Annotated in this window: 10 protein-coding genes; 2 read left to right on the forward strand and 8 right to left on the reverse strand. The window is 72.5% G+C overall.

Annotation, left to right across the window (positions count from 1 at the left end):
• Positions 1–50 precede the first annotated feature (50 nt).
• The 8 genes from cobA to HDC93_RS09780 all read right to left on the reverse strand — a co-directional run bounded on the left by cobA (position 51) and on the right by HDC93_RS09780 (position 11,911).
• Positions 51–1,292, reverse strand: a complete 1,242-nt coding sequence (cobA, locus tag HDC93_RS09745; protein ID WP_185009212.1) for a uroporphyrinogen-III C-methyltransferase — start codon at positions 1,290–1,292, stop codon at positions 51–53.
• Between the two features lie 185 nt (positions 1,293–1,477).
• Positions 1,478–5,707 carry a nicotinate-nucleotide--dimethylbenzimidazole phosphoribosyltransferase gene (gene cobT, locus HDC93_RS09750; protein WP_185009214.1) on the reverse strand — a complete coding sequence of 1,410 codons (4,230 nt, stop codon included), beginning with the start codon at positions 5,705–5,707 and terminating at the stop codon, positions 1,478–1,480.
• 366 nt (positions 5,708–6,073) lie between these two features.
• Positions 6,074–7,294, reverse strand: coding sequence for a precorrin-6y C5,15-methyltransferase (decarboxylating) subunit CbiE (cbiE, locus tag HDC93_RS09755; protein ID WP_185009216.1), 1,221 nt, complete (start codon positions 7,292–7,294; stop codon positions 6,074–6,076).
• A gap of 145 nt (positions 7,295–7,439) precedes the next feature.
• Positions 7,440–8,072 carry a GNAT family N-acetyltransferase gene (locus HDC93_RS09760; protein ID WP_185009218.1) on the reverse strand — a complete coding sequence of 211 codons (633 nt, stop codon included), beginning with the start codon at positions 8,070–8,072 and terminating at the stop codon, positions 7,440–7,442.
• Positions 8,073–8,213: 141 nt separating this feature from the next.
• Complete coding sequence (locus HDC93_RS09765) at positions 8,214–9,032, reverse strand: MetQ/NlpA family ABC transporter substrate-binding protein (protein ID WP_185009220.1); 819 nt, start codon at positions 9,030–9,032, stop codon at positions 8,214–8,216.
• 116 nt (positions 9,033–9,148) lie between these two features.
• Positions 9,149–9,856, reverse strand: a complete 708-nt coding sequence (locus HDC93_RS09770; RefSeq protein WP_030842956.1) for a methionine ABC transporter permease — start codon at positions 9,854–9,856, stop codon at positions 9,149–9,151.
• Positions 9,853–10,887, reverse strand: coding sequence for a methionine ABC transporter ATP-binding protein (locus HDC93_RS09775; RefSeq protein ID WP_031104007.1), 1,035 nt, complete (start codon positions 10,885–10,887; stop codon positions 9,853–9,855). Before HDC93_RS09775 ends, HDC93_RS09770 begins: the two co-directional genes overlap by 4 nt.
• Positions 10,888–11,260: 373 nt before the next feature.
• Positions 11,261–11,911, reverse strand: a complete 651-nt coding sequence (locus HDC93_RS09780) for an HAD-IA family hydrolase (protein ID WP_185009222.1) — start codon at positions 11,909–11,911, stop codon at positions 11,261–11,263.
• 69 nt (positions 11,912–11,980) lie between these two features.
• Between HDC93_RS09780 and HDC93_RS09785 the strand changes: the two genes are divergently transcribed.
• Together HDC93_RS09785 and HDC93_RS09790 are read left to right on the forward strand one after the other, a co-directional pair.
• Positions 11,981–12,340, forward strand: coding sequence for a hypothetical protein (locus HDC93_RS09785; protein WP_185009224.1), 360 nt, complete (start codon positions 11,981–11,983; stop codon positions 12,338–12,340).
• Positions 12,321–12,752: a hypothetical protein gene (locus HDC93_RS09790; RefSeq protein ID WP_185009226.1), complete on the forward strand. Its 432-nt coding sequence runs from the start codon at positions 12,321–12,323 to the stop codon at positions 12,750–12,752. The genes HDC93_RS09785 and HDC93_RS09790 overlap by 20 nt, the downstream gene beginning before the upstream one ends.
• The last annotated feature ends 86 nt before the right edge of the window (positions 12,753–12,838 follow it).

Consider the following 12,838-nt stretch of genomic DNA (forward strand, 5'->3'; position numbering starts at 1 on the left):
TTGTCCTGGGTGTGGTGCCAACGGCTCGGTACGGGTTGTGTTACCCCGGGTTACTTTCGGGGCGCGGGGGCCGCGGGGCCGACCTGGACGACGTCGCCGATGACGATGACCGCCGGGGGCTTCACGTCCTCGGTCCGCACGGTCTCCGCGACCGAGGCGAGCGTGGCGTCGACGCGGCGCTGAGCGGCGGTCGTGCCCTCCTGGACGAGGGCGACGGGGGTGTCGGCCGGCTTTCCGTGGGCGACGAGCGTCTCGGCGATCTTCCCGATCTTGTCGACGCCCATGAGGATCACGAGGGTGCCGGTCAGCCGGGCCAGGGACGGCCAGTCCACCAGGGAGCGCTCGTCGTCGGGCGCGACATGCCCGCTGACCACGGTGAACTCATGGGCGACGCCGCGATGGGTGACGGGGATGCCGGCCGCGCCGGGGACCGAGATCGAGCTGGAGATCCCGGGAACGACCGTGCAGGGGATGCCGACCTCGGCGAGGGCCTGGAGCTCCTCCATGCCGCGGCCGAAGACGTACGGGTCGCCGCCCTTCAGCCGGACGACCGACTTGCCCTGCTTGGCGTGCTCGATCAGCGCGTTGTTGATGGCCTCCTGGGCCATGAAGCGGCCGTACGGGATCTTCGCCGCGTCGATCACCTCGACGTGCGGCGGGAGTTCGGCGAGCAGGTCACGCGGGCCGAGGCGGTCCGCGATGACCACGTCCGCCTCGGCGAGCAGGCGGCGGCCGCGCACCGTGATCAGGTCCGGGTCGCCGGGGCCGCCGCCGACCAGGGCCACTCCGGGTGTGCGGGTGCGGTGGTGCGGGGCGACGAGCGTGCCGTCACGCAGGCCCTCGACGACCGCGTCGCGGATGGCGGCGGTGTGGCGGGGGTCGCGCCCCTTGGCGTCGGTGGTGAGGACGGCGACCGTGACGCCCTCGCTGTGGCCGGTGGCCGGGGTCCACGCCGTCGCCCGGTCGGCGTCGTCGGAGCGGACGCACCAGACGCGGTGTCGCTCGGCCTCCGCCGAGGCGGCGGCGTTGGCCTCGGGGTCGCTGGTGGCGATGAGGGCGTACCAGGCTTCCGCGAGGTCGCCCTCCGCGTACGGGCGCCGCTGCCAGGTGATCTCGCCGGTGTCCGCCATGGCCTCTACCGAGGGGGTGGCCTCGGGCGACACGAGGAGGACGTCCGCGCCCGCCGCGATCAGTGCCGGAAGGCGGCGCTGGGCGACCTGGCCGCCGCCGAGGACGACCACGCGACGGCCGGTGAGGCGGAGGCCTACGGGGTAGGCGGGGTGTTCGGCCATGAGGTGCGGCTCCTGTTGCGGCGGTGTTCACTGCCCTGACGTGCGGATTTTAATGGGCAGGAGGAAGGACGGCTCGGGTGGTCCAGTGGCTGGGCATACGGCCGCCCGTCGGCGACATGGCTCCGAGGGCGGGTGTCCCGGCCTGCGGAACGCCCGCCCTCGGAGCCATGTCGCCGACAGCAGCCCTACTTCTCCGTCACTCCTGCGGAGTCGAACGTCGCGACCTCGTGCATCGCCCGGGCCGTGCTCTGGACCAGCGGGAGGGCGAGCAGGGCGCCGGTGCCCTCGCCGAGGCGGAGGTCGAGGTCGACCAGGGGGCGCAGGCCCAGCTTGTTGAGGGCGGCGACATGGCCCGGCTCGGCGCTGCGGTGGCCCGCGATGCACGCGGCCAGGACCTCCGGGGCGATCGCGCGGGCGACCAGGGCGGCGGCGCCGGCGCTGACGCCGTCCAGGATCACCGGCGTCCGCAGGGAGGCGCCGCCGAGGAGGAGGCCGACGATGGCGGCGTGCTCGAAGCCACCGATCGCGGCGAGCACGCCGATCGGATCGGCCGGGTCCGGCTGGTGCAGTTCCAGGGCGCGGCGCACGACCTCGGTCTTGCGGGCGAGGGTCTCGTCGTTGATGCCGGTGCCCCGGCCCGTGACCTCGGCCGGGTCGGCGCCGGTGAAGACGGAGATGAGCGCGGCGGACGCGGTGGTGTTCGCGATGCCCATCTCGCCGGTGAGCAGCGCCTTGTTTCCGGCCGCCACCAGGTCGCGGGCCGTCTCGATACCGACCTCGACGGCCTGCCTGGCCTCCTCGCGGGTCATCGCGGGGCCGGTCGTCATGTCGGACGTGCCGGCACGGATCTTGCGGGGCAGCAGACCCGGGGTGGCCGGCAGGTCGGCGGCGACGCCCACGTCCACGATGCACACCTCGGCACCGACCTGGGTGGCGAAGGCGTTGCACACGGCACCGCCGCCGAGGAAGTTGGCCACCATCTGGGCCGTGACCTCCTGCGGCCAGGGGGTGACGCCCTGGGCGTGCACACCGTGGTCGCCCGCGAAGATCGCGACGGCCGCGGGCTCCGGGATGGGCGGCGGGCACTGGCGGGACAGGCCGGACAGCTGCGCGGAGATGATTTCCAGCATGCCCAGCGCACCGGCCGGCTTGGTCATACGCTTCTGGCGCTCCCACGCCTCGCCGAGCGCCTTGGCGTCCAGCGGGCGAATCTGCGCGACGGTCTCGGCGAGCAGGTCGTGGGGTTCCTCTCCGGGCAGGGCACGGCGGCCGTATGTCTCTTCGTGCACGACCCAGGACAGCGGGCGGCGCTTGGACCAGCCGGCCTGCAACAGCTCGGGCTCGTCCGGGAATTCGTCGACGTAGCCGACGCACAGGTAGGCGATGATCTCCAGGTGCTCGGGCAGGCCGAGGGCGCGGCACATCTCGCGCTCGTCGAAGAAGCTGACCCAGCCGACACCGAGGCCTTCGGCGCGGGCGGCGAGCCAGAGGTTCTCCACGGCCAGGGCTGCCGAGTAGGGGGCCATCTGGGGCTGGGTGTGGCGGCCGAGGGTGTGGCGGCCGCCGCGGGTCGGGTCGGCGGTGACGACGATGTTCACCGGTGTGTCGAGGATGGCCTCGATCTTCAGTTCCTTGAACTGCTTGGCCCGGCCCTTGGGGAGGGACTTGGCGTAGGCGTCGCGCTGGCGCATGGCCAGTTCGTGCATCGCGCGCCGGGTGTCGGCGGAGCGGATGACGACGAAGTCCCACGGCTGCGAGTGGCCGACGGACGGGGCGTGGTGGGCGGCCTCCAGGACGCGCAGCAGCACCTCGTGCGGGATCGGGTCGCTGCGGAAGCCGTTGCGGATGTCGCGGCGTTCGCGCATGACCTTCAGGACGGCCTCGCGCTCGGCGGGGTCGTAGCCGGGGGCCGCGGGGCCGGTGGACTGTCGGGCGTCTGCCACTGCGGCCGCACTCTCTTCTCGGCGTTCCTGGTCGGCCAGATCTTCCTGCTCGGCGGCCCGGGTGTCCAGGTCGTCGGCGTTCTGAGCGAGTTCGGCGTCGCCGTCGCGGGGTGCCGGGACGGTGACCGCGGGGGCGGGGGGCTCCAGCGTCTCGGGCGGCGCCGGCTGGGACTGCTGGGGGCCCTGCATGTGCTGCTCGGGCTGCTCGTCCGTGGCAGGGGTGGGGAGTACGACGGTGACGTCCTCGGTGGGTGCCGGGGTGTCCGGGGCCCGGCCGGGCTCGACGGCTTCGGGAGCGGGGGTGGGTGTGACCGCCTCGGGGGCCGGGGCCGGCGCCTCGGAGGTCTCGGGTACGTCGAGCGCCTGAGGTACTTCCGGTGCCTCGGGTGCCTCGGGTGCTTCGAGTGCCTGAGCGGCGGGGGCGGGGGCCTCGGTGGGTGCCGTTGCCGCGGGGGGCTGGGCCGGGGCGGTCGCTTCCGGGGTTTCCGGGACTTCCGGAGCTTCCGGCGCGGCGGGTGCGGGTGCGTCGGCAGGTAGCGCGGCGGCCTGGGCCGCCGGCTCAGGGGCTGCGGGAGTGGCGACGGCCTCGGGCGCCGGGGCAGGCTCGGGGGTGGCGACAGCTTCGGCGGCGGGCGCGACCGCTTCCGGGCCGACCGCTTCCGGGCCGACCGCTTCAGGGCCGACCGCTTCAGGGCCGACCGGTTCGGCGGCCGGGGCAACGGCGGCCTGGCCGGGGGCTTCGGGGCCAGGTGTGGTGGGTTGCGGAACCGTCGCCTCGGGCTCCTGCGCGACTGGCGCGGCGTCAGTTGCCGCCGGAGGCTGGGGGTGAGGCTGGGGCGCTGCTTCTTGGGCGGCGATGTCCTGCGGCGCCGGTGCGGCGGCCTCGGCGGGAGCGGGAGCGACGTCGGCCTCGGGTTCCGCTGCCTCGGGAGCGTGGGCCGCAGCGTCCGGAACCTGGGCGGGAGTCTCCGCGCCGGGGGCCTCGGGCGGCACGACGGCGGCCTGTTGCGGGGCAACGGCTGCCTCGGGGAACGGAACCGCTTCAGGGGCCTGAACGGCCTCCGGCGCAGGGGCCGGTGCCACGGCCTGCTCGGGAGCGACCGCCGGGACCTGTTCGGCGGGGGCGTCCGGGACCTGTGCGACGGGGGCGTCCGGGACCTGCGCGGCGGGGGCGTCCGGGACCTGTGCGACGGGGGCGTCCGGGACCTGCGCGGCGGGGGCGTCCGGGACCTGCGCGGCGGGGGTGTCCGGTGCGGATACATGCGGAGGGGTGGCGGCGGGCTCACCGCCCTGGACAGGGCTGCCCACGACCGGCTCCGGCGCCGAAGCCGGCTGCGCAACGGCCTCCGGAGCGGCTACGGCCCCGGCGGGGTCCCCCGCTACGGCCACGTCCTGTTCCGGAACCGCGTACCCGCCCTCGGTCACCTGGGCCTCGATCGCCCCGGCAGCGGCGTCACCGGCAGCGGCCAGACCGGCCTGGGCGGCGGCCACCTGGCCCGCCACCGCGTCCACGCCCAGCTCCGCGGGGTCGACCTGCGCGGGCATGACCTGCTCCGCGGCGGTGACTTGGGCACTCTCCGGGCCGACGCCCGCACCAGCGGGGTCACCCGCCGGGGGCTGAGCGGCCTCGCCCATGGCCGTCGGCCCTCCGCCCACGAGGACCTGACCGGCCTCGGCGGTGGCCGCCGGCTCGCTCACGGGCTGCTCGGCGGGGACGGCCTGCTCTGCCTCGGCCGGGACCGGTACCGGCGTAGGTGCCGGTACGGGCGGGGTGGTGTGGCTCGTCTCCGCCGTCGCGACCTGGGTCCCGTGCGCCGACGCGGCCTGGGTCCCGTCCGCCGTCACACCCGTCGCCACGTCCGCCGTGACGCCGGTCGCGACCGCCTGGGCCGTGCCCATCGGGTCCGTTGCCGGAACAACCGTTTCCGCAGGCGCCACCCCGGCGCTCACCGGCGCCGGATTCGTGACCGGTGCGCCCCACGGCGCGGCGGGCGGTGAGGCCGCCGTCTCGGAGGCGCGGGGGCCGTCGAGGTACTCCGGGCCCGCCGAGGCGGGCACCGGCTGACGGACGGGCGCGTCAGCGGGGCCGCGGTCGGCGAGGGAGCGGACCGGGCTGGCGGAGCTGTCGGGCAGCGGCGGGCCGAGGTGCAGGGGCCGGCGCGGGGTGATGGGCGGAATCGGCGGCGGGTCGGGCAGACGGACCGCGCTGAGGTCGACCGAGCCGCTGTCGCGGCCGGAGATCTCGTGCGGGCCCGGCTGGTGCACGGTCTCCAGGACCGGCTCCGGCGCGGGCGGAGGGACCTCGTTGCCCCAGGCGCCCCGGGCGCCCGGCAGCAGCAGGTCTTCGTCCTCGGTATCGGCGGTGGTCTCGGAGAGGTAGGTGTACGCACCGGGCGCGGAGGTGCCCGGCTGCTCCACCATGCCTGCGCTCTCCGGCAGTCCCTCGCCCGGGATCTGGCCGGTGTCGGTCATGCGTTCCCCTCGCCCATCGGATAGTGCTCCTACGACCTGCTCGCCCGGAACGGCGCACCGACCGCCCCGCGGTGAAGAACGAGCGTGCGTCCCCAGCGGCACGAACGGTCCGCCCGAAAAGGCGACAAAGCCATTCACTGGCATTGTTGCGGCCGTAGCACCCTCACGGCAGCTTGATCCGCGACGGTTCCGCTGTGGACTGCGCCACGTTGCGCGTCCTCCGGTTCTGCCGTACCACACACACCCCAAAACGGGCGGGTTTTCCGGACATTGACCGACGAAGCGCCGGGCGTCCTTCTGCGGTGCAGCGATCGGCCAGCCTACCGCGCGCAGTACGACAACCCGATCACGGGGACGGCGGCGGGATCAGGCACCGCGCCGCGGCAGCACGCCGCTGAGCAGGAACGCGACGCTCCGCTCCTTCTCCGCCCAAGCCCTGGTGTCGAGTTCGACGGACTGCAGCAGGGCGCATTCGACGCCGTAGCCGTGCTCGGTCAGGTCGCGGCCGATGAGTTCGGCGGCGTCGCGGGTGGCGGCGTGCGTGACGATGCGCTGCGGGCGGCGGTCGGCGACCGCCGAGACGACGGCCGCTCCCCCGCCGCCGACCCGGACGACGTCCGGTTCGGGGAGGTTCTCCAGGATGTGCGGGGCGGTGCCGTGCACGATCTGGAGGTGGACACCGCGGCGGCGGGCGGCTGCGTCGGTGCGGGCACAGGCGTTCAGGTCGCTGTCGACGGCGAGGACGGCGGCACCGGCGCGGGCGGCCTCGATGGCGAAGGCGCCGCTGCCGCAGCCGATGTCCCACACGAGGTCGCCGACGCGGGGCCCGAGGTGGGCGAGTTGGGAGGCGCGCAGCACCTGGGTCTCGCCCTCGCCGAGGTCCGCGCCGTACGCCTCGGCGGGCAGGGTCCAGCCGCGCGGCCCGGTGGACGGGTCGCGGCCGGAGATCCAGCCCCCGGTCTCCCCCGCGGTGCCGGGGCCGGCGGGGCCGCCGAGGACGATGACGACGTTGGGGTCGCGCCAGGTGTGGTCGGCGGCCTTGTCGGAGGTGACGACGGAGACGCGTTCGCGGGCGGTGCCGAGTTCCTCGCAGATGACGAAGGAGCGGTGGACTCCTTCGAGGAGCAGGCCGAGTTCGGCGGGGCCGGCGCCGGGTGAGGTGAGGACCGCGACCTTGGTGTGGGCGCGGCATACGTTGACCGCGCGGCGCAGGGTGCGGGGGTGTGCGACGACCACCTGTGCGTCGTCCCAGGGCATGCCGGCGCGGGCGAATGCGGCGGCGACTGAGGAGACGGCGGGGACGACCTCCACCTCGAGGCCGAACTCGGGGGCGCGCAGGGCGCGTACGACGCCGAAGAAGCCGGGGTCGCCGTCGGCGAGCACGACGGCCGTGCCGCGGTGGGCGGCGATGCGGCGGGCGGCCAGGGCGACACTGCCGAGGCGGATGCGCTCGGCCCCGTCGGGTACCTCGGCGAGCGCCAGGTGATGGGCGGCACCGGCCACGAGCGTGGAGGCGCCCAGGGCGGCGCTCGCCGCGGCGGTCAGCGGCGAACCGTCCCAGCCGATCACCGTGACCCGGTCGGCCATCGTCGTCAGTCTCCAGGGGTTTTCGCAGGTCGTCTGCGTGGCGTGGTGGGGAGCAGCCCGGGGGCGGGCTCCGTGAGGGTACCCGGTGGAGGTGTCGGAGGGAGCTTCGGTGTCGTCGTCACCGTCGTCCTCCGGGTGGTTCCGGTCAGTTCCAGTCGCCGAAGGACGTGAAGCCGTCGCGGAGCTGTTCGCCGACGCCTTCCAGGTCCTCGGGGAGCAGGCTCCAGACGATGAAGTCGGTGCGTACGTCGGTCCATGTGCCGTCCTCGGCACGGGCCCGGGCTATACAGGCGTTGCGCAGTACGCCCTCGCTGATGCAGCCGATCTTCTGGGCGACCTGCTGGGAGGCGGTGTTGTCGGCCGCCGTGCGCAGTTCTATGCGCTCGAACTTCTGGTCCGTGAAGAGCCACTGGGCGGTGACGAGGGCGGCCTCGGAGGCGTAGCCCTCACCGCGGGCCCAGGGGGCGATGATGTACGACAGCTCGGTGGAGCGTACGTGCCAGTTGGTCTTGGAGAGCTGGATGACGCCGACCAGGCGCTGGGTGAGGAACTCGGTGACCGCGAAGTCGAGCCCGCGTCCCCCGGTGCGCTCGGTGGGGGCGTACTCGGTGATCCAGGTGCGGGCGCCGTCCTCCGTGAAGGGCTGGGGGACGGAGGTCCAGGCCGCCACCTGTTCGTCGTTCATCATCGCGGCCAGGGAGGCGACGTCGTCTTCGTCGAGGGGACGCAGCACCAACCGCTCCGTGCTGATGGAGATGTTGGGGAAGGTGCTCGTCATGCGCCGCTCCGTAACCTTCGGTGAACCTTCAGGGCATGCTGAACTGCCCAGCATGCAGCATGAAAGCACTGATCCGCACCACGGGGTCCTTCCCACCGGGTGGGGGGAAGGACCCCGTGTGCGCGGGTGCCGGGCATGGGCTCAGAAGGAGGCGAGCACCGAGCCGGCGTACTTGTCCTGGATGAACTTCTTGACCTCGGGCGAGGTGAGGAGCTTCGCGAGCTTCTTCACGCGCGGGTCGTTCTCGTTGCCCTTCTTCACGGCGAGGAAGTTGCCGTAGGGGGTGTTCTTCGGGGACTCCAGGACGAGGGCGTCCTTGGAAGGCTTGAGGTCGGATTCGATGGCGTAGTTGCCGTTGACCACGGCGGCGTCCACGTCGTCGAGGGAGCGCGGGGTCTGCGCCGCCTCCAGCTCCTTGAACGTGAGGTTCTTCGGGTTCTTGGTGATGTCGGAGGGCGTCGCCTCGTTGCCGACGCCGGCCTTGAGGGTGATGAGCCCGTCGGCGGCGAGGAGCTTGAGGGCGCGGGCCTCGTTGACCGTGTCGTTGGGGATGGCGACGGTCGCACCGCTCTTCAGGTCGCCGGCCTTCTTGACCTTGTGGGAGTAGAGGCCGAGCGGCTCCAGGTGAACCGTGACGACGGGCACGATGTCGGTGCCGTTCTTCTTGTTGAAGTCGTCGAGGTACGGCTTGTTCTGGAAGTAGTTGGCGCCGACGGAGCCGTCCTGCGTCGCCGTGTTCGGCGTGACGTAGTCGGTGAACTCCTTGACCTGCAGGTCGAGGCCCTCCTTCTTCGCCAGGTTGTCCTTGACGAAGTTCAGGATCTCGGCGTGCGGGACGGGGCTGGCGGCGACGACCAGGGGTCCGTCGGTGTCGGAGCTGTCCGCGCCGCAGGCGCTGAGCCCGAGAGTGAGGGCTCCGGCGGCGAGAACGGCGGTGGTGATCTTGGCGGTGTTACGCACGAAAAGTGCCTTTCCTTATGACCTTGCGGGTGGTGCGACCCCTGGATCAGGGGGTGGCGGCGCGAAGCGCCGTCATTGAGGGTGGTGGCCGGGCGACGGGTGGGCGGACGGGGAGTTCAGGAGGCGGCTTTGAGGAGCCGCAGTTTGGGGGCGGGGCCGGAGTGGGCGCCGCGGCGGTGCAGGGAGCGGGCCGCGTAGTCGCCGGCGAACTGGATGACCGAGATGACGACGGCGAGGATCGCGACGGTGATCCACATCAGCTGGGTCTCGAAGCGCTGGTAGCCGTACCGGATGGCGATGTCTCCGAGGCCTCCGGCGCCGACCGTTCCCGCCATGGCGGAGTAGCCGATGAGGGCGACGATCGTGGTGGTGGTGCTGGAGATCAGCGACGGCAGGGACTCGGGGACGAGCACCTTGCGGACGATGGTCCAGGTGTTGCCGCCCATGGACTGCACGGCCTCGACGAGCCCGTGGTCCACTTCGCGGACGGCCGTCTCGACCAGGCGCGCGAAGAACGGGATGGCGCCGACGGCGAGCGGCACGATGGCCGCCTCGACGCCGATGGTCGTACCGGTGATCGAGCGGGTGAAGCCCATCAGCGCGACCATCAGGATGATGAACGGCAGGGAACGGGCGATGTTCACGACCTGCCCGATGACCTTGTTGGCGGCGAGGTTCTGGAGCAGGCCGCCGCGGTCGGTCAGGACCAGCAGGACGCCGAGCGGCAGTCCGCCGACGACGGCGATGAGCGTGGACCAGCCGACCATGTAGAGGGTGTCCCAACACGCCTGCTCCAGCAGGGGCTGCATCTCGGACCAGGTCACTTCGCACCTTCCTTCACCAGTTCGGACTCGTGGCCCAGGACGTCGATCTGGAGGCCCTGCTCACGCAGGAAGCCGATGGGCACGACGTTGTCCTCGTAGCGGCCGGGCAGTTCGATGCGCATCCGGCCGACCTGGAGGCCGCCGACGGTGTCGATGGCGGCACCGAGGATCGATATGTCGATGTTGTAGGTGCGGGCGAGCTGCGAGATGACGGGCTGCGTGGCGCTCTCGCCCTGGAAGGTGACGTCGACGACCGTGCGGTCCTCGCCGGACGCCTCGCCGCCGAGCGGGAACAGCGCCGAGGCGAGTTCGGAGCCGGGGGTCGCGAGGAGCTCGCTGACCGTGCCCGACTCGACGATGCGTCCGTTCTCCATCAGCGCGGCCGAATCGCAGACCGACTTCACGACGTCCATCTCGTGGGTGATGAGCAGGACGGTCAGGCCGAGCTGGCGGTTGAGGTCGCGCAGCAGCGCCAGGATCGAGCGGGTGGTCTCGGGGTCGAGGGCGCTGGTGGCCTCGTCGGACAGCAGCACCTTCGGGTCGCCGGCGAGGGCGCGGGCGATGCCGACGCGCTGCTTCTGGCCGCCGGAGAGCTGCGCCGGGTAGGACGAGGCCTTGTCGGCGAGGCCGACCAGGTCGAGCAGTTCCAGCGCCTTGCGGGAGCGTTCCTGCCCTGACTTCCCGAGGATCTCCAGCGGCAGCTCGACGTTGTCCTGGACGGTCCGGGAGGACAGCAGGTTGAAGTGCTGGAAGACCATGCCGATACGGCTGCGCGCCCGGCGCAGTTCCTTCCCGGCGCGCGGGCCGCGGCCGGCCAGGGCGGTGAGGTCCTGCCCGGCGACGGTCACGGTGCCGGAGGTGGGGCGTTCCAGCAGGTTGACGCAGCGGATGAGCGAGGACTTGCCGGCGCCGGACTGGCCGATGACGCCGTAGACCTCGCCTTCGCGGACGTGCAGGTCGACGCCGTCCAGGGCGGTGACCTCGCGGCCGCGTGCACGGTAGACCTTGGTCAGGCCCGAGGTGGTGATCACTGGGATTCCGTCACTGTCGAGTGCGCGGGCGTGGGTGTGCCCGGGCACAGGTGCATTCGGTCAGGGACGCGACACGGTTCTCGCTGGGAAGTGGAACCGGGGAGAACATGTGCGCGGGGCGGCTTGGGGTCACGCAGCGCTAGGGCGTGCGGACAGGCCGCGTCTCGCTTCGGGGCGCGAGCTCAGGGGTGGTGCAGGGGCCCTCTAGAAGGCGCACATTCGACACATACAACGAGCACCGGGCGTCATGGTCGCCTCGGTCGCGGGGATGCGGTCGCTCGTCGTGGTCATGCCGTCAGTAAAACATGTGTACGGTCCTGACCGGCCCTCTGCTGTCCGAATGCTGGACAGCGGTGGACGGAGTCGCGGCCTGTCAGCGGCGTGGGGAGATCTCCACGCCCTGCTCGGTGACCAGTGCGGACAGGGCCGACAGGTTCTCGACGATCAGATCGGCGTGCAGCTCGTGGACCTGGTGGGTTGTGGTCAACGCCACGGTGGTCATGCCGGCGGCGCGTCCGGCCGCGAGGCCCGCCGGGGCGTCCTCGAACACGACGCAGTGCTCGGGGTCGACGCCGAGCGCGCCGGCGGCGAGCAGGTAGGGCTCGGGGTCGGGCTTGCCGCGCGTGATGTCGTCGGCGGCGACGAGGGTCTTGGGCAGGATGCCGACGGCGTCGAGCCGGGCCTCGGCCAGCCGCCGGGTGGCGGAGGTGACCACGGCCCAGCGCTCGGCGGGCAGCACGTCGAGGAAGGCCCGGGTGCCCGGCAGCAGGTGCACCCCGTCGTTCGGTACGTCGTCCACCTCCAGATCCTCGATCCGCGCGACGGCCTGGGGCACGAGCTCGGCGGGCAGCAGGTCGGCGGCTATCTCGGCGGCCGGCCGGCCGTGCAGCTCGACCCGCGCGAACTGCTCGGCGGTGATCCCGTACTCCCCGGCCCACCGCGTCCAGCAGCGGTCCACCGAGGCGAGGGAGGAGACGAGGGTTCCGTCGTTGTCGAAGAGCAGGGCCTGGGCGTGGATCGTCATGCCCTCGACCCTACGGTGCAGGCCAGGGCCGGAAGCATCGGGCCTTTTCGGCCGTAATAAGGTCGCAGCATGCTTGATGCCCTGACGCTGGTGACCGGCGTCGCCGCGCTGCTGCTCGCCGCCTGGTGCGGCTGGGCGGCCTACCGCGACCAGCCGACGAAGGACTGGCATTTCATCGGGATGGCCGTGGTCACGCTGCTGTCGCTGATCCAGCTGGCGGTGGGGATCGTGCTGCTCGCGCAGGGGGAGAAGCCGGAGCAGGGCACGACGATCTTCGTGGCGTATCTGCTGGGGGCGTTCGCGTGCGTCCCGGCCGCCGGGTTCATGTCGCTGGCCGAGCGGACCCGCTGGGGTTCGGTGACGGTCGCCGCCGGCGGTGTCGTGCTGGCGGTGCTGGAGGTGCGTCTCTATGACATCTGGGGAGGCTGAGGTGAGCCGGCGTCGGCTGATCAGCGGTCCGGGCACGCTGCTGGTGTGGCTGTACGGCGTGATGGTCGTGGGGGCGGTGTCGCGGTCCGCGTATCAGATCGCGACGGAGTTCGACCGGGCGCCGCTCGCGTACTCCCTGTCGGCGGTGGCCGGTGTCGTGTACGGGTTCATCACATACACGCTGGTGCGGGGTGGGGAGACGGCACGGAAGGTCGCCCTGGCGTGCTGTGTCGCCGAGTTGGTGGGGGTGCTGACGGTGGGGACCTGGACCCTGGTCGAGCCGTCCGCCTTCCCGGACGCGACCGTGTGGTCGGACTTCGGCATGGGATATCTCTTCATTCCCGTGATCTTGCCGGTGTCCGCCATTTTCTGGCTGCGGGCTTCGCGTTCGCGGGACGAGGATGCCGCCTGAGGTGATCAGGCGGCCGCGGGCCGACTGTGGCTCGTCGCGCCCACGCGGCGGAGCCGCGTATGGACCCAGCCCCGCGCCCCTCAAGA

It is taken from the genome of Streptomyces sp. AK010 (assembly GCF_014207295.1).
Lineage (GTDB): Bacteria > Actinomycetota > Actinomycetes > Streptomycetales > Streptomycetaceae > Streptomyces > Streptomyces massasporeus.

Bases quoted from the DNA above. Each gene is read 5' to 3' on its own strand.
- cobT (WP_185009214.1), bottom strand. From the start codon at position 5,707: ATGACCGACACCGGCCAGATCCCGGGCGAGGGACTGCCGGAGAGCGCA.
- HDC93_RS09790 (WP_185009226.1), top strand. From the start codon at position 12,321: ATGACATCTGGGGAGGCTGAGGTGAGCCGGCGTCGGCTGATCAGCGGT.
- HDC93_RS09785 (WP_185009224.1), top strand. From the start codon at position 11,981: ATGCTTGATGCCCTGACGCTGGTGACCGGCGTCGCCGCGCTGCTGCTC.
- HDC93_RS09760 (WP_185009218.1), bottom strand. From the start codon at position 8,072: ATGACGAGCACCTTCCCCAACATCTCCATCAGCACGGAGCGGTTGGTG.
- HDC93_RS09780 (WP_185009222.1), bottom strand. From the start codon at position 11,911: ATGACGATCCACGCCCAGGCCCTGCTCTTCGACAACGACGGAACCCTC.
- cbiE (WP_185009216.1), bottom strand. From the start codon at position 7,294: ATGGCCGACCGGGTCACGGTGATCGGCTGGGACGGTTCGCCGCTGACC.
- cobA (WP_185009212.1), bottom strand. From the start codon at position 1,292: ATGGCCGAACACCCCGCCTACCCCGTAGGCCTCCGCCTCACCGGCCGT.